The sequence below is a fragment of the Kitasatospora sp. RG8 genome, from assembly GCF_017813315.1.
Classification (GTDB): domain Bacteria; phylum Actinomycetota; class Actinomycetes; order Streptomycetales; family Streptomycetaceae; genus Kitasatospora.
In genome coordinates, this window is the sequence record NZ_JAGIYX010000007.1 from 114873 (window position 1) to 137172 (window position 22300).

18 protein-coding genes and 1 pseudogene are annotated in these 22300 nt (G+C 71.6%); 12 read left to right on the top strand and 7 right to left on the bottom strand.

All coding sequences use genetic code 11. The features are described 5' to 3' along the window. Positions 1 to 559: 559 nt before the first annotated feature. The gene (locus J5Y04_RS13445; protein ID WP_209412215.1) at positions 560 to 748 is read left to right on the top strand and encodes a hypothetical protein; all 189 of its coding nucleotides are present in this window, start codon (positions 560 to 562) and stop codon (positions 746 to 748) included. A gap of 163 nt (positions 749 to 911) precedes the next feature. Here J5Y04_RS13445 and mscL read toward each other — a convergent pair whose 3' ends face one another. Further along, positions 912 to 1304, bottom strand: coding sequence for a large conductance mechanosensitive channel protein MscL (gene mscL / locus J5Y04_RS13450; RefSeq protein ID WP_209412216.1), 393 nt, complete (start codon positions 1302 to 1304; stop codon positions 912 to 914). A gap of 524 nt (positions 1305 to 1828) precedes the next feature. Continuing rightward, complete coding sequence (locus J5Y04_RS13455; RefSeq protein WP_209412389.1) at positions 1829 to 2008, bottom strand: hypothetical protein; 180 nt, start codon at positions 2006 to 2008, stop codon at positions 1829 to 1831. Here J5Y04_RS13455 and J5Y04_RS13460 point away from each other — a divergent pair. Together J5Y04_RS13460 and J5Y04_RS13465 are read left to right on the top strand one after the other, a co-directional pair. Next, a pseudogene (locus tag J5Y04_RS13460) lies at positions 1965 to 2363 on the top strand (transposase); the annotation flags it as partial. The gene J5Y04_RS13455 and the pseudogene J5Y04_RS13460 overlap by 44 nt on opposite strands. Positions 2364 to 2576: 213 nt before the next feature. Next, the gene (locus J5Y04_RS13465; protein WP_209412217.1) at positions 2577 to 4289 is read left to right on the top strand and encodes a GAF domain-containing protein; all 1713 of its coding nucleotides are present in this window, start codon (positions 2577 to 2579) and stop codon (positions 4287 to 4289) included. A 37-nt stretch (positions 4290 to 4326) separates the two neighbouring features. Here J5Y04_RS13465 and J5Y04_RS13470 read toward each other — a convergent pair whose 3' ends face one another. The 3 genes from J5Y04_RS13470 to J5Y04_RS13480 form a co-directional block, all read right to left on the bottom strand. Next, entirely contained in the window at positions 4327 to 4725 is a 399-nt protein-coding gene (locus J5Y04_RS13470; protein WP_209412218.1) for a pyridoxamine 5'-phosphate oxidase family protein, read from the bottom strand. 91 nt (positions 4726 to 4816) lie between these two features. Continuing rightward, positions 4817 to 5515 (bottom strand): response regulator transcription factor, encoded by a 699-nt coding sequence (locus J5Y04_RS13475; RefSeq protein ID WP_305852834.1) that lies wholly within the window; start codon positions 5513 to 5515, stop codon positions 4817 to 4819. A 112-nt stretch (positions 5516 to 5627) separates the two neighbouring features. Continuing rightward, positions 5628 to 6005: a hypothetical protein gene (locus J5Y04_RS13480; protein ID WP_209412219.1), complete on the bottom strand. Its 378-nt coding sequence runs from the start codon at positions 6003 to 6005 to the stop codon at positions 5628 to 5630. A 333-nt stretch (positions 6006 to 6338) separates the two neighbouring features. Between J5Y04_RS13480 and J5Y04_RS13485 the strand changes: the two genes are divergently transcribed. From J5Y04_RS13485 to J5Y04_RS13505, 5 genes are read left to right on the top strand one after another with little or no spacing between them, the layout of a single operon-like run. Beyond that, entirely contained in the window at positions 6339 to 7745 is a 1407-nt protein-coding gene (locus tag J5Y04_RS13485) for an amino acid permease (protein WP_374106022.1), read from the top strand. A gap of 17 nt (positions 7746 to 7762) precedes the next feature. Continuing rightward, complete coding sequence (locus J5Y04_RS13490; protein WP_209412221.1) at positions 7763 to 8986, top strand: arginine deiminase; 1224 nt, start codon at positions 7763 to 7765, stop codon at positions 8984 to 8986. A gap of 17 nt (positions 8987 to 9003) precedes the next feature. After that, positions 9004 to 10008 (top strand): ornithine carbamoyltransferase, encoded by a 1005-nt coding sequence (argF, locus tag J5Y04_RS13495; protein ID WP_209412222.1) that lies wholly within the window; start codon positions 9004 to 9006, stop codon positions 10006 to 10008. 2 nt (positions 10009 to 10010) lie between these two features. Further along, positions 10011 to 11006, top strand: a complete 996-nt coding sequence (locus J5Y04_RS13500) for a carbamate kinase (protein ID WP_209412223.1) — start codon at positions 10011 to 10013, stop codon at positions 11004 to 11006. Between the two features lie 23 nt (positions 11007 to 11029). Next, positions 11030 to 11818: an HPF/RaiA family ribosome-associated protein gene (locus tag J5Y04_RS13505; protein ID WP_209412224.1), complete on the top strand. Its 789-nt coding sequence runs from the start codon at positions 11030 to 11032 to the stop codon at positions 11816 to 11818. Positions 11819 to 12237: 419 nt separating this feature from the next. On the opposite strand, the gene J5Y04_RS13510 is transcribed toward J5Y04_RS13505, so the two are convergent. Both J5Y04_RS13510 and J5Y04_RS13515 read right to left on the bottom strand, forming a co-directional pair. Beyond that, the gene (locus J5Y04_RS13510) at positions 12238 to 13113 is read right to left on the bottom strand and encodes a universal stress protein (RefSeq protein WP_209412225.1); all 876 of its coding nucleotides are present in this window, start codon (positions 13111 to 13113) and stop codon (positions 12238 to 12240) included. Between the two features lie 146 nt (positions 13114 to 13259). After that, the gene (locus tag J5Y04_RS13515; RefSeq protein ID WP_209412226.1) at positions 13260 to 14849 is read right to left on the bottom strand and encodes an oleate hydratase; all 1590 of its coding nucleotides are present in this window, start codon (positions 14847 to 14849) and stop codon (positions 13260 to 13262) included. A gap of 305 nt (positions 14850 to 15154) precedes the next feature. Between J5Y04_RS13515 and J5Y04_RS13520 the strand changes: the two genes are divergently transcribed. The 4 genes from J5Y04_RS13520 (at position 15155) to adhE (ending at position 22273) form a co-directional block, all read left to right on the top strand. Beyond that, positions 15155 to 17536 (top strand): phosphoketolase, encoded by a 2382-nt coding sequence (locus tag J5Y04_RS13520; protein ID WP_209412227.1) that lies wholly within the window; start codon positions 15155 to 15157, stop codon positions 17534 to 17536. 40 nt (positions 17537 to 17576) lie between these two features. Next, positions 17577 to 18386, top strand: coding sequence for a universal stress protein (locus tag J5Y04_RS13525; RefSeq protein ID WP_209412228.1), 810 nt, complete (start codon positions 17577 to 17579; stop codon positions 18384 to 18386). A gap of 145 nt (positions 18387 to 18531) precedes the next feature. Further along, the gene (locus J5Y04_RS13530; protein ID WP_209412229.1) at positions 18532 to 19389 is read left to right on the top strand and encodes a universal stress protein; all 858 of its coding nucleotides are present in this window, start codon (positions 18532 to 18534) and stop codon (positions 19387 to 19389) included. Between the two features lie 238 nt (positions 19390 to 19627). Then, a complete protein-coding gene (adhE, locus tag J5Y04_RS13535) occupies positions 19628 to 22273 on the top strand; it encodes a bifunctional acetaldehyde-CoA/alcohol dehydrogenase (protein WP_209412230.1) in 2646 nt (881 codons plus the stop codon). Positions 22274 to 22300: the final 27 nt, after the last annotated feature.

A 22300-nucleotide genomic window follows, 5' to 3' on the forward strand; every position in this document is an offset into this window, starting at 1 on the left:
CCGCCCGCCGCCGGCCCGGCCCGGTCGTACGCTGGAAAACCCGGGTGGCACCGCCGCCCAGTGCGCCGGTCGGAGCCATTCATCCAGACATCGCCCGCACCGCGATCTTGCTCTGCCGGTGCGGGCGGTCGTGTGCCGCGGATCAGGTGTCCTGGCTGACCCGGGCGAGCATGGCGGCAAGGAGCCGGATAGCGGCTTCGGCGTCGGTGAGTCGTCGTCGGCGGGGAGAACGGCGCCGAAGGTGCGGTCGCCGGGGGTGCCCAGAGCGCGCCAGTGGAGGACCGGTGCGAGGTGGCTGCTGGCGTGGGCGAGGAACCAGGCGAGGTGGCCGTGGGTGCGGGCGACAGTCAGGGCGAGAGCGGCGAGGGCCTCCACCCCGGCACCCACAGTCGTCCCGGATACCCGCCGGTCGCCCTGGTCGTCACCGACGCCGGACCGGTCGCGCTGGCCAACCGGCAGCAGGCCGCGGCCTGCTGCCGGCCGAGGTCTGGGGCGGGCAGCAGTACACGGCGCCGGGGACGACAACGACGGGAACGGCTGGCGCGAGTACGACGACGCGGTGCCCATCGTCGCCGCCATGCTGGAACTCCTCACCGAGCACGGCCCGCTCGGTCCGGTGTGGTGGCGCTTCGGCCGCCCCGGCCGGCACTCCCTCATCGACGCACTGGACAGCCCGGAGACCCGCGCCGCCTACGACCAGGGCCAGGCCGCCGCGAGCACGAACAGCAGAAGGCCCACCAGGAGCTGATGGACACCCTGGCCTGCATCGACTGCGGCGACATTCCCGAGCAGGAGAGCACCCGGTAGTACGACGGCCGCGAGCGGAACCGCCGCCCCGGACGAGGCGGCCGGGGCCAGGCTGTCGGCGGAATGTTGATCGGTCTGCCCTGGAAGGCTCCGTCACCGAGGGTTCAGCGACGCGGCGGTTCGCGGAGCAGGTCCCGCATCTGGGTCAGCAGCTCGAGTTCGGTCGGCGGTTCGTCCAGTACGGGGAGACCGGCTTTGCGGCGGCGGCGATCGGCGACGGCGTTGAGCGGCGCGACGACGAAGAAGTACAGGGCGGCGGCGATCAACACGAACGAGATCAGTGCGTTGACGAACGCGCCGTAGCGGAAGACGCTGCCGTTGACCGTGAAGGTGAGCGCTGAGAAGTCCTGCTTGCCGAAGATGGCCGCGATCAAGGGGGTCAGCAGGTTGTTTACCAGGCTGTTCACCACGGCGACGAACGCGGCGCCCATCACGAAGGCGACGGCCAGGTCGATCACGTTCCCGCGCATGATGAACTTCTTGAACCCGTGTAGCATCCGTGGCCTCCTCGCAGCCGTGCCCTTCTCCGAGCCTGCGGCGCCGGGTGGGCTCCGGCACGGCAGGCGGGCCCGCCCGGGTGACGGGCGCCTCAGATGGTGGGAATGTGCGACTCCGCGCGCTGCCCTCAGGCCATGCACCATCCCTGTCACCGGCCCGTCTTGGCCGCCGGCGCCGAGAGCAAGAAGGCGTTCATCGCCGCGATCGGCCGCAGCCAGAGAACGGAGAGGGTTCGGCTGCAGCAGGAACGCGACCGGGACCTGCGAGCCCTGGCGGCCATCGACGCCGCGCACGGAAGTGAGGAGCGACATGAGCCGCATCACCGGACAGACCCGGGCACGCAACGAGGAGGCGATCCGCGCGGCGATGGACCGGCTGCTGCGAGGTGAGATACCCGTGGGCGGTCGGTGCGACCTCACAACCCTGGCAGCCGTGGCCGGCACATCCCGGACTGCCTTCTACTCGAAGAGGAACTGGGACGGAGCCGAAAGGCCCGGGCCATACCAGCACCTTGCGAAGGAGTTCACCCGGCGGCTGGCCTCTGCACGACACAGGGGCGGTGCCGGATGCACGCGACGCCCAGATCGAGCAGCTCAAGGCTGCGAACGCCGATCTGGCCAAGCTGCTGCGGAACCGGGACGAGCAGGTCAAAGAGCTTCACGCCCGGGCAGTGCGCCGACTGCACCCGGTTCGAGCCGGTCATGGACAGGATCCGTGTGCCGCGGCTGACCTGCGGCAGGCCGCGCACGAAGCCGGACAGTGTCAGTGCCGACAAGGGCTACAGCAATCGCCGGACCTGCCGCTACCTGCGCAGACGCGGAATCCGGCACGTCATCCCGGAGAAGGCCGACCAGGCCGCCAACCGGGTCCGACGCGGCAGGGCCGGGGGCCGACCGCCCGGCTTCGACAAGGACCGCTACAAGAAGCGCAACACCGTCGAGCGGGCGATCAACAAGCTGAAGACCTTCCGCGCGGTCGCGACCAGGTTCGACAAGCGCGGCTACGTCTACCTCGGCACCGTCACCGCGGCCGCGCTCGTCATCTGGCTCCGCTCGTGATCGCCAGGACGCTGCCTATGTGCACTGACATCGGTGTGGGCCGGTGCCGGACGCTGCAGTACTTGCACGTGCCGTACTCGATAGCCGTGCATGTGCTGCGTGACCTGGGAGCTTTCGCCGGTCGCCGTGATTGGGCGAGGCCCGGCCACTGTCAGGTCCTGACCCGTGTCTGCCAGAATCGACCGGTCGGTGGCCGGAGATGAGGAGGCTCGCGTGGGCGGGGACGAGGTGCGGTCGCGGATCCCGCAGCTGCGGTTGGACGAGCTGCTGGAGGAGTTGCAGGCGCGGATCGACGCGGCCCGGGGTACCCGTGACCGGGTGCACAGCCTGCTGGAGGCCGTGCTGTCGGTGGGCCGGGAGCTGGATCTGACGCAGGTGCTTCGGCGGATCGTGGAGGCTGCCGCGGTGCTGGTGGACGCCCGGTATGCGGCGCTGGGGGTGATCGGTCCGGACGGCGAGTCGCTGTCGCAGTTCCTGACCGTGGGCCTGGACGAGGAGGAGATCGGCCGGATCGGGCCTTACCCGACCGGCAAGGGGATCCTCGGCGAGCTGATCCACCATCCCGAGGCGCTGCGGCTGGAGGATCTGGCCGCGCACCCGGCCTCGCACGGCTGCCCGGCGCACCATCCGGTGATGCGGACCTTCCTCGGGGTTCCGGTGAGGGTGCGGGAGGAGGTGTTCGGCAACCTCTACCTGACGGACAAGAGGAACGGGGAGCAGTTCGACGCCGACGACGAGTCGGTGATCGCGACGCTGGCTGTGGCTGCGGGGGTGGCGATCGACAACGCGCGCCTCTACGAGGAGGCGCAGAGCCAGCAACGGTGGTTGAGCGCGAGCGCGGAGATCACCCGGGGCCTGCTGTCGGGTGCCACGCGCGGCGAGGTGATGGAGCTGATCGCGCGGCGGGCGCTGGAGATCACCGGTGCTGAGCTGGTGGACCTGTCGGTGCACGAGGGCGACGGCGAGGGGTTGCGGGTCGAGCTCGCCCTGGGGGGTGACCCGTCCGCGCGGTCGGGGATCCACCTGCCGCTGACCGGGACGCTGTCGGGGGAGGCGTTCAGCCTCGGATCCCCGGTCACGACCCTGGATCTGGCGCAGGACCCCCGGCTGACCGGCGGGCCGCGCCGGTTCTCCGGCCTGGGGCCGGCGGTGGCCGTGCCGCTGGGTCGGGCGGGCGGGCAGAGCGAGGGGGTGCTGCTGCTGGCCAGGCGAACAGCCGAGCGGGCCTTCACCGAGCGCGAGATCGATCCGCTGCTCGGGTTCGCCGACCAGGCCGCGCTGGCGCTGGAGCTGGCGGACCGGCGCCGGGACGCGGAGCAGCTGGCGATGCTGGAGGACCGCGACCGCATCGCCCGTGACCTGCATGACCTGGCCATTCAGCGGCTGTTCGCGACCGGGATGACGTTGCAGAGCGCAGCCCGGTTCATCGAGCACTCCGGAGCTTCGGACCGGGTACTGCGGGCGGTCGGGGATCTGGACGAGACGATCAAGATCATCCGTTCGACGATCTTCGGCCTGAGGGCGCGCGAGGATTCGGCTGCTCATGGACTGCGTTCGCGGGTGGTGCGGGTAGTCGAGGGGGCGCAGGCGGCGCTGGGCTTCGCACCGAGGCTGAGTATGGAAGGGCTGCTCGACACGGATGTTCCGGGCGAGGTGGCCGATCACGTGGTGGCGGTGCTGGGCGAGGCGCTGAGCAACACGGCCCGGCATGCGAAGGCCGGCCGGGTCGAGGTGGCGTTGCGGGCGACCGGAGCCGAGGTGGTGCTGACCGTGCAGGACAACGGCGTCGGTATCCCTGAGCAGGGGCGGCGCAGTGGGCTGCGCAACCTGGCGGACCGTGCCGAGAGCCTGGGCGGGGCGCTGGAGGTGTCGAGTCCGCCCGAGGGCGGGGCCCGGCTCGTCTGGGCGGTGCCGTTGGAGGCCTGATCGCTGCCGGGGGAAAGGCGGCCGCGCGTTTTCGGTGTCAATCGTGCGGGGCAGGGGCGGCGGGCAGGAGGCGGCCGGTTACCCACTCGGGGTGGATCCGGATGGTCACCTGGCCGGCGGGCGGCGTAGCGGTAGCACGAGTGGCAGCGCCTTCCCCGGTGGCCTCGGCCGTGCCGAGGACGGTGACGCTCCAGCCGCTGCCGTCGGCACTGCTGACCTCGTCGGCGTGGAAGGCGACGAGTGCTCCCGCGACCGCGCGATGGAACTCGGAGCCGGCGGTGGCCTGCAGCACCACGCTGCCGTCATCGTCGAGGCGGTAGCGGGTCGGCAGGACAGCGGGCAGAGCGCCGACGGTGTAGACGATGCGCCCGACCGGTGCCCCGGCCAGCAGGTGCAGGCAGCGTCGCTCATCGAGCGGCGCGGTGTCAGGTGTCATGGCATCGATGGTCGTCCGGTGCCGGCGGGGGTGGGAGAGGCCGTTGGTCCCCCGGCCGGTGGCCGGGCGGCCCGACTGCCAGGGGCAGGTGTCAGCGGACGTGCCGGCCGGTCGGCTTGTCGTGGGCGGCCAGGGTCTGGGTGGCGATGACAGCGGCCTGGACCCGGCGTTCCACGCCGAGCTTGGCAAGCAGGCGGGAGATGTGGTTCTTGACGGTCTTCTCGGCGAGGTAGAGGCGCTGGCCGATCTGGCGGTTGGTCAGGCCTTCGCCGATCAGGGCGAGGATCTCGCGCTCGCGGTCGGTGAGCTGCGGAAGGTCGGAGGCGGGCGGGGCGGTGTCGCCGCGCAGGCGGGCCATCAGGCGGGTGGTGGCGCCGGGGTCGAGCATGGACTGCCCGGAGGCGACCGTGCGTACCGCGGAGACGAGGTCGGTGCCGCTGATCTGCTTCAGCACGTATCCGGCGGCGCCGGCCATGATCGAGTCCAGCAGCGCCTCCTCGTCGTCGAAGGAGGTGAGGATCAGACAGGCCAGATCCGGCATGCGCGATCGCAGCTCGCGGCAGACGGTCACGCCGTCGCCGTCCGGCAGCCGCATGTCCAGGATCGCCACGTCGGGGCGCAGCGCGGGTACCCGGGCGAGTGCCTGCTCGACCGTTCCGGCCTCGCCGACCACGGTCAGGTTGGGTTCTGCGTCCAGCAGGTCGTGCACGCCCCGGCGGACCACCTCGTGGTCGTCGAGCAGGAACACTTTCACCAGGCCGCTCGCCCGGTCCGCCGTGCTGTCTGCCATCACTTCTCCATACCTGCTGGACCCGCCGCCGGAGCGGGACGAGTGGGATCGTCGGGCAGTCTGCCTGACGCTCCGGCACGTGCGATAGGGCCGGACGGCCCTATTCTCCCGGTTACGGGCGGGCGGAGTCGGCCAACGGAGCCGCAGCGAGGTCCTGGCCGTCCGCCTCCGGCAGCTCGGCGCGGAGGCGGGGAGTGGGACAGCCGGCCGGTCCGTACGCGATGCGCAACAGCATCTGCGGGGCGCAGCGGCCGTGTTCGGGGCTGGCCAACTGCGCATGCAGGTCCGGCCGTTCCAGGGCCTGATGCAGCATTGAGGCGCGCAGACCGTGGAGGGTGAGCAGGAGCAGGACGTGCCGGAGCGCCCGGCCGGCGCGCAGCCAGTCGGCCCGGCGGTCGTGCCGGGTGGTGAGCATGCGCAGCTGAGGGTCGCCCTCGAACGCGGCACGTTCCCGGGGCAGTCCGTCGGTGGGGCCAGCGAAGGTGCGCAACGGCACCACGCCGGTGGAGTCCTGGGGCCGAGCGCGTGGGCGGGGGTGCCGACGCGGGTACCGCGGGCAGCTGGGAGCCCCGGGACCAGTGGGGCGTGGGGAGGGACCGGTGGCGCCGTGATCAGGGCCCGATGGTCCCTAGGGTGACCGTCGGCCGCGACCGCAGGATCGTCACCGTGAGCGACGGACGCACCGGTGTCCGTCTCCCCGGGGCAGATCACAAAGGAGCACCAGATGTCCGCACACGGTCGCGGAAGACCAGAGCAGGGCAAGCCGGTTGACGGAACCAGTGGAGCAGGAAGCGGTTTCGGGCTTCCTGCCGCGACCGCGCTGGTGGTCGGCAGCATCATCGGTACGGGGGTGTTCGCGCTGCCGTCCGCGCTGGCACCGTACGGGCCGATCGCGCTGGTGGCGTTCGTGCTGGTGACGATCGGCGCTGTGGCGCTGGCGATGGTCTTCGGGCGGTTGTCGGAGCGGGTACCGGGCAGCGGCGGACCGTACGTCTACGCCCGGGAGGCGTTCGGCGAGTTCGCCGGGTTCCTCACCGCCTGGTCGTACTGGATCACCGCCTGGGCCGGGAACGCCGCGATAGCGGTGGCCTGGGTCGGCTACGTCGAGGTGTTCGTCAACAAGGGGCACCACACCTGGGGTTCGATCGCGATTGCGCTGACCGGCCTGTGGGTGCCGGCGATCGTCAACCTGACCGGGGTGCGCAACATCGGTGCCTTCCAGGTGGTGACCACGGTGCTGAAGTTCCTGCCGCTGGCGTTCATGGCCACCGCCGGCCTGCTCTTCATCAAAGCGGGGAACCTCGGCGCGTTCAACGCGAGCGGTGGCTCGGCGCTGGGCGCCGTGTCGGCCGCCGGGGCAATCGCGCTGTTCAGCTACATCGGCCTGGAGACCGCCTCGGTGGCGGCCGGCCGGGTCCGGGAGCCGAAGCGGAACGTGCCGCGGGCCACCGTGTACGGCACGCTGGCCTGCGCCGCGATATACCTGCTCGGCACCCTGGCGGTCTTCGGCACCGTCCCGCACAGCAGACTCGGCTCCTCCACCGCACCGTTCACCGACGCCATGAACAACATCGCGGGCGGCCACTGGGCCGGCAACCTGGTCGCCGCAGCGGCGATAGTCTCCGGCCTCGGCGCACTGAACGGCTGGACCCTGATCTGCGCCGAGATGCCGATGGCGGCCGCCCGCGACGGGCTCTTCCCCGCCGCCTTCGCCGGTACCCGGGGCCGGAGCGAGGTCCCGGCCTTCGGCATCCTCTCGGCCACCGGCCTGGCCTCGGTGCTGACCGTCGTCAGCTACACCAGCTTCACCAAGGTCTTCACCGAGATCGTGCTCCTAAGCGTGCTCACCGCCGTCATCCCGTACCTGATCTCGGCCGCAGCCCAGCTGTACTGGCTGGTGGTGCGCGGCCGTCAGGAGCTTGAGCAGCGGCGCTTCGCCCGCGACGTCACCGTCGCGCTGCTCGCCCTCGCCTTCTCGTACTGGTCGATCCAGGGCAGCGGCTACCAGACCGTCTACTACGGCCTGTTCACCATCCTGCTCGGCATCCCCGTCTACATCTGGCTGAAGCGCCCCAACACCGCAGCCCGGACCGCAGGCTCGACCGGAACCGCCGAAGCCGAGCCCGCAATCCCCACCGCGGCGCCCCTGCCGAAGGCGGCCCGCACCGCCCGCCCGGTGAGCCTGCCGACCATCCTGCGCCGCGCACTGACCGCGCGTCACCAGCACTGAACCCCGAGGAGCACCCCATGTCCACCCTGCGTGTCGAATCCGAGGCGGGCCGCCTGCGCCAGGTGATCCTGCACCGCCCGGGCCTGGAACTGTCCCGGCTGACACCGCGCAACGTCGACGAACTGCTCTTCGACGACATCCTGTGGGCCAAGCGGGCCCGCGAGGAGCACGACGCCTTCGCCCAGGTGCTACGCGACCACGGCGTGCGCGTCCACCACTACGCCGACCTGCTCGCCGAGACGCTCGACCTGGCGCCGGCCCGGGCCTGGCTGCTCGGCCAGGTCGTCACCGCGGCGACGGTCGGCCCGGCCTTGGTGGAGCCGGTCCACGAACTGTGCCTGCAACTCGACGGCCAGACCCTGGCCGCGTACCTGATCGGCGGCGTCCTGAAGACCGACCTGCCGCTGGGCAACCCGCACAGCCTGGCCTGGCACACGCTCGGCGAGCAGGACTTCGCGCTGCCGCCACTGCCCAACCACCTCTTCCCACGCGACAACTCCTGCTGGATCGGCGGACGGTACAGCCTCAACCCGATGGCCAGGCCCGCCCGCCGCCGCGAGACCCTGCACACCGCCGCGATCTACCGATTCCACCCGCTGTTCGCGCAGGCCCCGCCCCCGCTGCTCGACGGCACCACCACGGCTCCCGGACTGAGCCTGGAGGGCGGCGACGTGCACGTCCTCGCCCCGGGAGTGGTCATGGTCGGGATGGGGGAGCGCACCACCGCGCAGGCCGTCGAAGCCCTCGCCCAGCAACTGTTCCTGACCAACACCGCACACCGGCTGATCGCGGTGCGGCTTCCGGAAAGCCGTGCGTTCATGCACCTGGACACCGTCATGACGATGATCGACCGCGACACCTTCGCCGTCTACCCGGGCCTGGCCGACCAGCTGCGCTCCTGGACCCTCACCCCCGCCCCCGAGCGCCCCGCAGGCTTCGACGTCACCCCCGACACCGACCTCGCCGCCTCCATCGCCGAGGCACTCGCCCTGGACAAGGTCCGCCTCCTGTCCGCAGAGCAGGACGTCCGGGCCGCCGAGCGCGAGCAGTGGGACGACGGCAGCAACTTCCTCGCCCTCGAACCCGGCCTCGTCGTCGGCTACGAACGCAACACCACCACCAACACCCACCTGCGCAAGCAGGGCATCGAGATCGTCACCATCGCCGGCTCCGAGCTCGGCCGCGGCCGCGGCGGCCCGCGCTGCATGAGCTGCCCCGTCCAGCGCGACCCCGCCAGCTGACCCTCCAGGAGAGCGACATGACCACCAACCTGCACGGCCGCCACTACCTGCGCGAACTCGACTTCACCACTGCCGACATCCACCACCTGCTCGACCTCGCCGCCCACCTCAAAGCCGCCCGGAAGGCCGGTACCGAGCGCCAGCACCTCATTGGCCGGCGCCTCGCGCTGATCTTCGAGAAGAACTCCACCCGCACCCGCTGCGCCTTCGAAGTCGCCGCCGCCGACCAGGGCGCCACCACCACCTACCTCGGCCCCGACAGCTCCCACATCGGCCACAAGGAGTCGGTGGCCGACACCGCCCGGGTGCTCGGGCGGATGTACGACGGCATCGAGTACCGCGGCTTCGCCCAGGACACCGTCACCGAACTCGCCGCCCACGCCGGCGTGCCGGTCTACAACGGCCTCACCGACGAGTGCCACCCCACCCAGAGCCTGTGCGACGTCTTCACCATGCGCGAGCACAGCCACAAGCCGCTGGAGCAGATCTCCTTCTGCTACCTGGGCGACGCCCGCAACAACACCGCCAACTCCCTCATGATGATGGGAAGCCTGCTCGGCATGGACGTGCGGATCGCCGCCCCGCGCGAGCTGTGGCCCGACCCGCTGCTGGTCTCCGAGTGCATGCTGCTCGGCCAGGAGAGCGGCGCCCGCTTGACCCTCACCGACCAGGTCGAGGACGCCGTGCGCGGCGCGGACTACCTCTACACCGATGTCTGGGTGTCGATGGGCGAGGACCACGACCGGTGGCAGGAGCGCATCGACCTGCTGCTCCCGTACCAGATCAACGCCAAGACCATGGCCGCCACCGGCAACCCCGACACCGCCCTCCTGCACTGCCTGCCGGCCCTGCACGACCGACGTACCGACCTCGGCGCCGAACTCGCCACCGAACACGGCCTGGAGGGCCTGGAGGTCACCGACGAGGTCTTCGAGTCGCCCGCCTCCCTGGTCTTCACCCAAGCGGAGAACCGCATGCACACCATCAAGGCGATCCTCGTCGCCACCCTCGGGAGGGACTGACCATGCGCATCGTCGCCGCCCTCGGCGGAAACGCCCTGCTCCAGCGAGGCGAACACCCTGACGCCGCCATCCAGCAGCACCACGTCCACGACGCCGCCCGCTCGCTCGCCGAGCTCGTCCTCGCCGGACACGAACTCGTGATCACCCACGGGAACGGGCCGCAGATCGGCCTGCTCGCCGTCGAGAGCGAGAGCGACCCGGCTCTGACCGCCCCCTACCCGCTGGACGTCCTCGGTGCGCAGACCCAGGGCATGATCGGCACCCTGCTCGCACGCGAACTCGCCGGCCGCCTGCCCGGCCGCGCCGTCACCGCCTTGGTCACCCACACCGAGGTCGACCCCCACGACCCCGCCTTTCAGCACCCCGACAAGTTCATCGGCGGCCAACTCACCGACCACCAGGCCAGGATGGTGGAGCTCGACTGCGGCTGGACCACCGCCCGCGACGGGGATCACCTGCGCCGGACGGTTCCCTCGCCGCTGCCGAAGGCGGTCACCGAGGTGCCCGCCATCCGCGCCCTGCTTGCGGCCGGAGCCGTCGTGATCGCAGCCGGCGGCGGCGGAATCCCGGTCGTCCACAACCCGGACACCGGCCAGGTGCGGGGTGTGGAGGCCGTGGTCGACAAGGACCGTACCGCCGCGCTGCTCGCCGAGCAGTTGGAGGCCGACGCGCTGTTGATCCTCACCGACGTGACCCACGTGTTCACCCGCTTCGGAGCGGCCCACCCCGGCCCGCTCATCACGGTCACTCCCAGCCGGCTGCACGAGCTGGACCTGCCCGCGGGCTCGATGCGCCCCAAAGCCGAGGCCGCCGCGGCGTTCGTCGAACGGACCGGCAGCCTCGCCGCCATCGGCCCGCTGGACGACGCCCTCGGCGCGCTCCTCGGCACCACCGGCACCATGGTCCGCGCACTGCCCGCACGGGGTGATCGGGGACCTGCGGATCTGCCGGCGGGACCTTCGGCCCACGGCCCGGCTGCACCGCACGCGGCATTCTGAACGCACCAGGAAAGGGAACTGTGATGAACCGTCTGCAGACCGGGCCCGCCACCGAGGTCCTGGTGGAGACCCGAGGCGAGGTCACCCTGGCCGCGCCCGACTACGCCCGGACGAAGATGCGCGCCGTGCTGACGCGGCTGGACGAGCCGGTCCTCGCCGCCCGGGTGAAGCTCACCCAGGAGCCCAACCATTCGATGGCGAAGCCGTCGCTCGCCCAAGCCGTCGTCGACCTGAACGGCAGGCCGGTGCGGGCCCACGTGGCCGCCGCTACCATGCAGGAGGCCGTCGACCTGCTGCAGGACCGCCTGAACGCCCGGATCGCTCGCGTCCGCGACCACCGGGAGCACCGCCGCCGCCACCATGCGAGCGCACCGGTCGGCCCGTCGGACGGCGCGCGGCACGAGCACCGCCCGCAGCGCGACGCCCGCAGTGAGCAGGCGCGGCGGATCGTGCGGCACAAGTCCTACAGCCTGGCGCGGCAGACGGCCTGGGAGGCGGTGTTCGAACTGGAAGCCATGGACTACGACTTCCACCTGTTCACCGACGCGGCGAGCGGCTGCGACAGCGTGGTCCACCGCGCCCCGGCCGACGACGGGTACCGGCTGGCCACCACCGGCCCGCAGGCCGAGCCGGTGCCGGGCCTGCCGGTGAGCACGCTCGACGTGCCGCGACTCGCCGTGGCCGACGCGGTCGCGCGCCTGGACCTGAGCGGCCTGCCGTTCGTGTTCTTCACCGACGCCGCCACCGGCCGCGGCAACGTGCTGTACCACCGCTACGACGGCCATTACGGCCTCATCACTCCCGTGCTGTAGGGGGCACAGGTCAGACCCGACGGCCGTGGGGGCCGGCCGGGTACGAAATGCGGGGCCGGGGACGGTGTGGAGCCGTCCCCGGCTTTCGCGTGCCTGCTGCCCGGCCCGGTTGGCACAGTTGCCCGGTGGGTCCGGCCTCGTCGGTCCGGCGCACTGCTTGCGCTGTGTGCCGGCGGCGCGCTCCGGTCTCTCCGAGGCCGGGTGGCGTGGCAGCGGTCCACTCGTCCAGGGCTCCACGGCACTGGGCGGCGCTGCCGGGTGGCAGGTCACGTTCCCGGCCGATCCGAGTGGATCACCGTCGGGTGCCGGGTCCGCGTCCGGCGAACGCCGTCAGAAGACCGGTGTAGGCCGGGACATGCGAAGAGGGTGGTGGACGCCCGGGCTTGCCGGAGTCCACCACCCTCGATGTGGTGGGCGGGTCAGTCGTGCGGCACGACGGCGACCGGTGACTGCGCGTGGTGGAGTACGGCGTGGGCGACCGGACCGAGCCGCATGCCGGCGTGGTGGTGCGGGCGGCGCCGGCGGCCCACCACGAGGAGGTCCGCGTCGGCGCAGGCATCGACCAGGGCCGCCGCGCCGCTGCCGATCCGGCAATCCTGGACCACCGAGACCTCGGGGTACTTCTCCTGCCAGCCGGTCATGGCCAGCGTGAGGAGTTCGTCCTCGATCGCCCGGAACTGCTCGGCCTCGGGCTGCGGGGGAACCCAACCGGCGTAGCCCCACACCGGCGGAGGCGTCCAGCCATGCACGGCGCGCAGCACCGCGCCACGCCGGGCGGCCTCGCGGAAGGCGAAGTCAAGGACGTCCGTGGCGGGCTCGCGGGTGTCGACACCGACGACGACCTCGGGTCCGTCGGGCCCGGCGGGGCGCTCGGTCTCACCGGAGCGGACCAGCACGGTGGGGACCTCGCTGCGGGCGGCGACGGCCAGACCGATGGAGCCGACCATGAGTCCGCCGAAGCCACCGAGCCCGCGGGAGCCGAGGACCAGCATGCGAGCGTCGGCGGCCGCGCCGACCAGCACGTCGACCGGCTCGCCGCCCCCGATCAGCTCGGCGCGGATCTCCAGGCGCGGGTGGGTGTTCGTGACCGACTGCTTGGCGTCGGAAAGCATGCGCGTGGTCAGGGCGCGGACATCGGCTGGCTGGCCGGGGTCGGCGTGGATGTCGTCGAGCCAGGTCTGGGCGTGGACCAGGCGCAGCGACAGGCCGTGGCGGGCGGCCTCGTCGGCGGCCCAGCGGGCGGCGGCGATGCTCTGCGCCGAGCCGTCGATCGCGGCGAGCAGGTAGTCGGCCATGGGTGAATCCTCTCCGGAGTGGGGTACGCGGGGCGCGTGATCGTGTCGGGCCAGTCTTTGTGGGCGCCGGTTGTCGGACCAGGGCCGGCCGGTGCCCGGCGCACGGCCCGAAGGTCCTGTACCGGGCGCCGGCTCGGCTGCGGTGTTCACGCGAAGGCGGTCCGCAGGGCCTGCAGGGCTGTGGCGGGGTCGGCGAGAGCGTGGTGGACCGGCGGGATGGGCAGCTTGAGGCCGAGTAGCTGGTAGACGGCGTGCATGGCGCCGCGCACGGAGTACTCGACGGTGAAGACGACGTCGTCGGGGATCTCGACGTACTGGCCGAGGAAGGCGAAGTTGCGGGCGCCGTGCGGGATCACGCGCGGGCGGTCGTGCACGGTGCGCGGGGCGAACTGGCTGGTGATGTAGGGCATCATCACGGTGGTGACGGTCGTGGTGGCGCGGACGTCGTCGGCGATGTCCTCGAAGCCGAGCTGGCCCAGGAGTTCGGTGAGGATCTCCTGCCCGGTGCACTCGGCCATGACCTTGCCGGTGTGCTCGCCGGTGGTGTCGGTGAACAGGCCGTAGCCCCACAGGGTGAACACGTCGTCCGGCTGGCCGTCGAAGTGCGGAGGGCGGGGTACGACGATCGACATCAGCCAGGGCGAGTCCTTGAAGGTCATCAGGGCGCCCGTGCCCGGGGCGTTGCCGCTGAACTCCTCGATCCGCTTCAGCAGCGCGGGGCTGCGCATGGTGAGGGTGAAGGACTCCCAGGCGGCCTCGGGGATGCTGCCGTTGAAAACGGCGGGCCGGCCGAAGTCCGGCGCCTTGCGCGAGAGGGTCTCCCAGAGCGTCCAGCTGCCGTCGCGCTTGTCGCGGACCAGCTCGGGCACGGTGTGGTCATCGCCGTAGGAGGCATCCGCGGTCATCGAGCCGAGCGTGATGAACGCGAGGTCGAGGTCGGCGAGTTCGATCTCCTCGTGGCGGCCCTCGCGGTCGAGGTGCAGGCGCTTGGCGCGGCGGATGCCGTCGTGCTCGGTGAAGTCGACGTCGGTGACGGTGACGCCGTGCTCGAAACGCACCCCATGCTCATGCAGCCACGCGGTGAGTGGCCGCACGATCGAGTCGTACTGGTTGAGGCGGGTGCGGCGCACGCCGGCGAGGGTGTGGATGCGCGGGAACTCCTGCAGGAAGCGCAGCAGGTAGCGCTTGAGCTCGATGGCACTGTGCCAGTTCTGGAACGCGAAGGTGGTCCGCCACATCGCCCAGAAGTTCGTGGTGAAGAAGCGCTCGGAGAAGAACTCGTCGATCCGGCGGGCACCGATCACCGACTCGGGCAGGACCAGCAGACGGGTCAGCTCGATGCGGTCGTGCGCATTGAGGCCGAGGCGGGCGGCGCAGACGATCCGGTGGTCGCGGTCGATCAGCCGCGCTTTGGCGTCGGTCGGCCATGTCCGGTTGAACTCGATGATCTCTTGGCGGACAGAGACGTTCGGATCGTCCAGGGTGGGGATCGTCTCCAGCAGGTTCCACAGGCAGGTGTACGCCTCGTCCTCCAGCATCCGCCCGCCGCGCGTCACGTACGCCTGATCCGGTGACCCTCCGCCGTCGAGGGAACCGCCCGCGAGCGAAAGCTGCTCCAGGATGTGGATGTTCTCGCCGGGGACGTCGCCGTCCCGGATCAGGAAGGCCGCGGCGGCCAGGGCGGCGATCCCGCCGCCGACCAGGTAGGCCTTTGTCTGACGCCCGCTGTCGATCATGTCGTCTTCCGTTCGTTCGCTGAGGCCGCCTGCGACGATCGGCAGGGGGTGTCGCAAGCCTCCGCCAGCGTCGGCGCAGGCGCGCGGGCCGACAGGCCCCGCTCCAGGGCCATTCGTCCTCGGCATCGCGGCCCATCACGCCCCCACGCGGTGCGGGGAGGTTTGGCTGGGCCGCAAGTCCCACTCCCAGCCGCTGGGCCATGACCCGGTCGGCCCTGTGTCCGGCCGGGTGCGCGGCGTGACGATGGGTACGGCCCGCCGTCGGCGGCCAGCGAAGTCGGCCCATTCCCGAGGAGACCGCCGCCATGACCGTGACCGCTTCAACGCCCGGAGAGCCGACCGAGGCCGAACTGCGGGCGCTCGATGCTCACTGGCGGGCCGCCAACTATCTGGCGGCCGGTCAGATCTACCTGATGGCCAACCCGCTGCTGCGCGAGCCGCTGCTCCCGGAGCACATCAAGCCCCGGCTGCTGGGCCACTGGGGGACCTCGCCGGGCCTGAACCTGGTGTACACCCACCTCAACCGGGTGATCTCCGGGCGTGACCTGGACGCCGTCTGCGTCTGGGGCCCCGGCCACGGCGGCCCGGCGGTGCTGGCCGGCTCCTGGCTGGAGGGCAGCTACACCGACACCTACCCGTCCGTCACCCGGGACGCCGAAGGCATGGCGAAGCTGTTCCGGCAGTTCTCCTTCCCCGGCGGTGTGCCCAGCCACGTCGCTCCCGAGACTCCCGGCTCCATCCACGAGGGCGGCGAACTGGGCTACGCCCTCTCGCACGCCTACGGCGCGGCCTTCGACAACCCCGGACTGCTGGTTGCCTGCGTGATCGGCGACGGCGAGGCGGAGACCGGCCCGCTCGCCGCCTCCTGGCACGGCAACAAGTTCCTGGACCCGGTGCACGACGGAGCCGTCCTGCCGATCCTGCACCTGAACGGCTACAAGATCGCCAACCCGACGGTCCTCTCCCGCCTGCCCGAGGCGGAGCTCGACGCCCTGCTGCGCGGCTACGGTCACGACCCGTTGTACGTCACCGGCGCGGACCCGATGGCCGTGCACCACGCGATGGCCAACGCCATGGACACCGCCCTCGACCGGATCGCCACCATCCAGCGCGCCGCCCGCGAGGACGGGGTCACCGAGCGTCCGTCCTGGCCGCTGATCGTCCTGCGCACTCCCAAGGGCTGGACCGGCCCGCACGAGGTGGACGGTGTACCGGTGGAGGGCACCTGGCGGGCCCACCAGGTGCCGCTCGACCAGGTCCGCACCAACCCCGCCCACCTCGCGCAACTGGAAGCCTGGCTGCGCTCCTACCGCCCCGAGGAACTGTTCGACGAGCACGGGAGGCCCACCGAGCAGGTGCTCGCCTCCCTTCCCGAGGGCCGTCGCCGTCTCGGCGCCAACCCGCACGCCAACGGCGGCCTGCTGCTGCGCGACCTGCCCCTGCCCGAGCTGGAGCGCTACGCCGTCCCGGTCGACAAGCCCGGCACGACCCACCACGAACCCACCCGCGTCCTCGGCGACCTGCTCGAACAGGTGATGGCCGACACCGCCGAACGCCGCGACTTCCGACTGGTCGGCCCGGACGAGACGGCCTCCAACCGGCTCCAGGCCGTCTACGCCGCCACCGGCAAGGCGTGGCAGGCCGACACCCTGCCGGTCGACGAGCACCTGGCCCGCGACGGCCGGGTACTGGAGATCCTCTCCGAACACACCTGCCAGGGCTGGCTGGAAGGCTACCTCCTCACCGGCCGCCACGGCCTGTTCTCCTGCTACGAGGCCTTCGTCCACATCGTCGACTCGATGGTCAACCAGCACATCAAGTGGCTGCGCACCACCCGGCAGATCCCCTGGCGCGCCCCGATCGCCTCCCTCAACTACCTGCTCACCTCCCACGTCTGGCGCCAGGACCACAACGGCTTCTCCCACCAGGACCCCGGCTTCGTCGACCACGTCCTCAGCAAGAGCCCCGAAGCGGTGCGCGTCTACTTCCCGCCGGACGCCAACACCCTGCTCGCCACCGCCGACCACGTCCTGCGCAGCCGCGACTACGTCAACGTCGTCGTCGCCGGCAAGCAGCCCTGCTTCGACTGGCTGAGCCTGGAGGAGGCCCGCACCCACTGCGCGCGCGGCGCCGGCATCTGGGAGTGGGCCGGCAGCGACGACGGCACCGGCGAGCCGGACGTGGTGCTCGCCTGCGCCGGTGACGTGCCGACCCAGGAGGTGATCGCCGCCGCGCAGCTGCTGCGCCGCCACCTGCCCGATCTGCGGGTGCGCGTGGTGAACGTGGTCGACCTGGCCCGCCTGATGCCCGCCGAGGAGCACCCGCACGGCATGCCCGACGCCGAGTTCGACGCCCTGTTCACCCGCGACAAGCCGGTGCTGTTCGCCTACCACGGCTACCCCTGGCTGATCCACCGCCTCGCCTACCGCCGCACCGTCCACCCTCACCTGCACGTGCGCGGATACAAGGAGTCCGGCACCACCACCACGCCCTTCGACATGGTCGTGCGCAACGACCTCGACCGCTACCGCCTGGTCATGGACGTCATCGACCGCGTCCCTGGTCTGGCGGTCCGAGCCGCCGCCGTCCGCCAGCAGATGGCCGACCAGCGCAGCCGGCACCACGACTGGATCCGCGAACACGGCACCGACCTGCCCGAGGTCGCCGACTGGCAGCCGGGCAGCTGACCCGGACCGAAGGGCGCTCCACCCGAAGGAGAAGATCACCATGGACCTGCCCGTCACCGTCGGCGTCGACGGCTCCGACGCCAGCCTGGCGGCCGCCGAATGGGCCGCACGCGAGGCACTGCTGCGCGGCCGCCCCCTGCGCGTGCTGCACGCCCTGCCCCTGATGCCCCACCTGCTCCCCAGCTGGAGCCGGCAGACCCGGCCCGCCGGTGACCTGCTCCACGAGGTCCGGCACATCCTCGCGGTACGCCACCCTCAGTTGCTGGTCCGCACCGACGAGGTTCACGATGCCGTCACCGCGGCGCTGGTCGCGGCAGGGGAGGACGCCGAGCTGCTGGTCCTCGGGGCACGCGGCAGCGGCGGCTTCCCGGAGCTTCGCGTCGGCTCCACCGCCCTGCACATCGCCGCCCGGGCCAACAGTCCCACGGTGCTGCTCCCGGCGAACGGCCCGGGCGCGCATCCGCGCGAGCAGGTGGTGGTGGGGCTGGACGCCCGCCGTCCGGCCGAGGCGGCGCTGCTCTTCGCCTTCCTGGCCGCGCAGAGTTACGGCCTGCCGCTGCGGGTCGTGCATGCCGGGGCAGGTCCGGCGGGGGCGGGCGAGGACCACAACGGTGAGAGCGTGCTGCTCGCCCGGGTCCTGGAGCCCTGGAAGGCAGCCCATCCCGAGGTCGAGGTGGTCGCGGACACCGAGGGCGCCGCACCGGGCCCGGCGCTGGTGGAGGCGTCGGCCAAGGCCCGGTTGCTGGTGCTCGGCCGCCGACCGGTGGATCGGGTCGGCCTGCTCGGCCCCGTGGCCCACGCCGTCCTGCACCACGCCGACTGCCCGGTGGCGGTCGTGCCCGAGGCGTGAGCGCAGCCCACTGACCGGGACCTTCGGGACCGGTCAGTGGGCTGCTCGGCCTCTGTGCCCGGCCTTCGCCGACCGTGAGGCTGTCCGTCAGACACGAGGTCGCGCACGTCGGTCCGTGACCGCAGAAACGAAGGAGGTCGTGATCATGTCTCACGCTGTGGTGGTGGGAGTCGACGGATCGGCGCAGAGCGCGGCGGCGGCCGAGTGGGCGGCCTACCAGGCCCACCGGAGCGGCCGGGTGCTGCGGATGATCCACGCCGGTGGAGCGGAGCCGGCGCTGTCGGCGGAGCCTGTGGACCTGGTGCAGTCACTGCCCCGGCCGGTGCTCGAACTGCATGACCACCTCGCGGAGGTGCTGCCGGGCCTGGAGATCTCCTGCGAGCACGTGCCCGGCCACCCGGCCTACGCACTGGTGGCCGCCGGGGACCGGGACGGCCTGCTCGTGCTCGGCTCGCGCGGGCTCGGCGGGCTTGCCGGATTGCTGGTCGGGTCGGTCGCGCAGCGCGCGGCGGCGCACGCTGCCTGCCCGGTGGTTCTGGTCCGGGCGGACACGGACGGCGGCGGAGTGGAGTCCGGCGTGGTGGTGGGGGTGGACAGTGCCCGGCCCAGTGCCGAGGTACTCGCCTTCGCCTTGGAGCGGGCCACCGAACGGGGAGCGAAGCTGCGGGCGCTGGAGAGCCGGAACCTGCCCACCGGAGGGTACGTGACGGCGGCTCCGGTAGACCCGCCGGAGATCACGGAGGCCTTGGCAGCGGAAGCGCTGGTCCGGCTCCAGGACGCGCTGGCACCCTGGCGGGAGAAGTTCCCCGAGGTGCGCGTCGAGGCCGAGGTGACCGGCTGGCCGGCCGGGAGGGCACTGGCGGAGGCCTCCCGCAGCGCCTCGTTGGTGGTGATGGGCCGGCGGACGCCGAGGATCCGGCCGGCCGTGCCCGGACTGGGCGCCGTGGCCCACACGGTGCTGCACCACGCGCACAGCCCGGTCGCGGTAGTACCGCACGACTGACCGGCAACGCCATCGTGGCCGTGGCAGGACCGACACCAGGTCCTGCCACGGCCACCGGCGCGTCCAGCCCCGGGGCATGGTGACCCCGGCAGCCGGTGGACGAGGGACCTTCGGCCCGCAGGCGTACCCCAACGGCCACCTCCCTGCGCGGTGCCGCTCGGGAAGTCTGTGGGTGCAAGCGCGAGCGACGCCCGCCAGCGCACGATCCCCGGATGAAGAACCGAAAGGTGGTCCCGCCATGCCCCGCCGCCCGCAGGCCGAGGAACCGATCCCTTCCGCCCCCGCCCCGGCCAGTACCACCGCCGTCCACGCTCTGGTCGCCGACGCGCTGACGGCGCTTCGGGACTACGCCGACTTCACCCAGGAGCAGGTCGACCACATCGTCAAGAAGGCGTCCCTGGCGGCACTGGCCCGGCACACCGGCCTGGCAGCGCTGGCGGTGGAGGAGACCGGGCGCGGCCTGTTCGAGGACAAGGCCGTCAAGAACGTCTTCGCCTGCGAGAACGTCACCCACGTGATGGCCCGGACGAAGACCGTCGGCGTGGTCCGGCGGGACGACATCGACGGGATCGTCGAGATCGCCGAGCCGGTCGGCGTGGTCGCCGGCATCACCCCGGTCACCAACCCCACCTCCACCACGATCTTCAAGTGCCTGCTGGCGCTGAAGACCCGCAACCCGATCGTGTTCGCCTTCCACCCCGCGGCGCAGCGCTGCTCGGCGGAGGCGGCCCGGATCGTGCGGGACGCGGCGGTGGCGGCCGGAGCACCCGCATCCTGCATCCAGTGGATCGAGGAGCCGTCGATGGCGGCCACCCACGCCTTGATGAACCACCCGGATGTGGCCACCATCCTGGCCACGGGCGGCAACGCGATGGTCCGGGCAGCGTACTCCTGCGGCAAACCGGCCCTCGGCGTCGGCGCCGGCAACGTCCCCGCCTACGTCGAGAGGAGTGCCGACCTGAAGCGGGCCGTCAACGACATCGTGCTGTCGAAGACCTTCGACAACGGCATGATCTGCGCCTCCGAGCAGGCCGTCATCCTGGACGCGGAGATCCGCGAGGCCGCGCTCGCCGAGTTCCGCGTGCTGAAGGCGCACCACGCGAGCGCCGAGGAGAAGGTGCTGCTGGAGCGGTACCTGTTCGGCGCCGGGGAGGGAAGTTCCTGCGCGGGGGAGCGGCTGAATGCCGACGTGGTGGGCCGCAGTGCGCCGGAGATCGCCACGGCGGCCGGGTTCGAGGTGCCGGCCGACACCTCGGTGATCCTGGCGGACGCGGAGCGGGTCGGACCGTCGGAGCCGCTGACCCGGGAGAAGCTGTGCCCGGTGCTGGCCGTGCTGACCGCATCCTCGCGCCGCGAGGGCGTCGAACTGGCCGCGGCGATGGTGGAGTTCAACGGGCTGGGGCACTCGGCTTCGGTGCACACCGAGGACGCGGCGTTCGTCGAAGAGTTCGGTCACGCCGTCAAGGCGTGCCGGATCATCTGGAACGCGCCCAGTTCGCAGGGCGGCATCGGTGACGTCTACAACGCCTTCACCCCCTCACTGACGCTGGGCTGCGGCTCCTACGGGCACAACTCCGTGGCCGGGAACGTCTCGGCGCTGAACCTGCTGAACATCAAGCGGATCGGGCGGCGCAACACCAACATGCAGTGGTTCAAGGTCCCGCCGAAGATCTACTTCGAGCGCAACAGCATCAAGTACCTGGCGAGCATGCCGAACGCCCACCGGATCGTCATCGTGACCGACCGGACCATGGTGGAAATCGGCCACCTGGAACGGATCCGGGGCATCCTCGACCGCCGCCGAGAGCCGGTCGAGGTCCGGGTCGTCGACTTCGTCGAGCCCAACCCGAGCATCGACACCGTCGGGCGGGGCGCCGAGCTGATGCGCGACTTCCGGCCCGACACCATCGTCGCGCTCGGCGGCGGCTCGCCGATGGACGCGGCCAAGGTGATGTGGCTGATGTACGAGCACCCCGAGGTCGACTTCGCCGACCTGAAGGAGAAGTTCTTCGACATCCGCAAGCGCGCCTTCACCTTCCCCGACCTGGGGGAGAGGGCGAATCTGGTGTGCATCCCGACCACCTCCGGCACCGGAGCCGAGGTCACCCCGTTCGCGGTGATCACCGATACCGCCACCGGCCAGAAGTACCCGCTCGCCGACTACGCGCTCACCCCGAGCGTGGCCATCGTCGACCCGGCGCTGACCACCCACCTGCCCAAGGACGTCACCGCCGACACCGGCTTCGACGCCCTCACCCACTGCATCGAGACCTACGTCTCCGTCTACGCCAACGACTTCACCGACGGCCTGGCCCTGCACGGCATCCGGCTGATCTTCGACAACCTGGAGCAGGCCGTCACCGACGGCCCGAACAACCCCGTCGCGCGGGAGAAGATGCACAACGCCGGCACCATCGCCGGCATGGCCTTCGGCTCCGCCTTCCTCGGCGTCGTGCACGCCATGGCCCACACCCTCGGCGCCACCTTCCACGTCGCCCACGGCCGCACCAACGCGCTGCTGCTGCCGCACGTCATCCGCTACAACGGCACCGCCCCCGCCAAGGTCACCAGCTGGCCCAAGTACCGCAGCTACGTGGCCCCCGAGCGCTACCAGGCCATCGCCCGCACGCTCGGCCTGCCCGCCGACACCGCTGAGCAGGGCGTCGAGTCCCTGGCCGCCGCCATCGAGGAACTGCGCGACCGGGTGGGCATCCCGCGCTCCTTCAAGGAAGTCGGCGTCGACGAGACGGTCTTCCTGGCAGCCCTGCCGCAGCAGGCGATGAACGCCTACGAGGACCAGTGCGCCCCGGCCAACCCCCGGATGCCGCTGCTCGCCGACATGCAACAGCTGATGCGCCAGGCCTACTACGGCGACCAGTCCTGACCACCACCCGAGCGAGAAGGACACCCC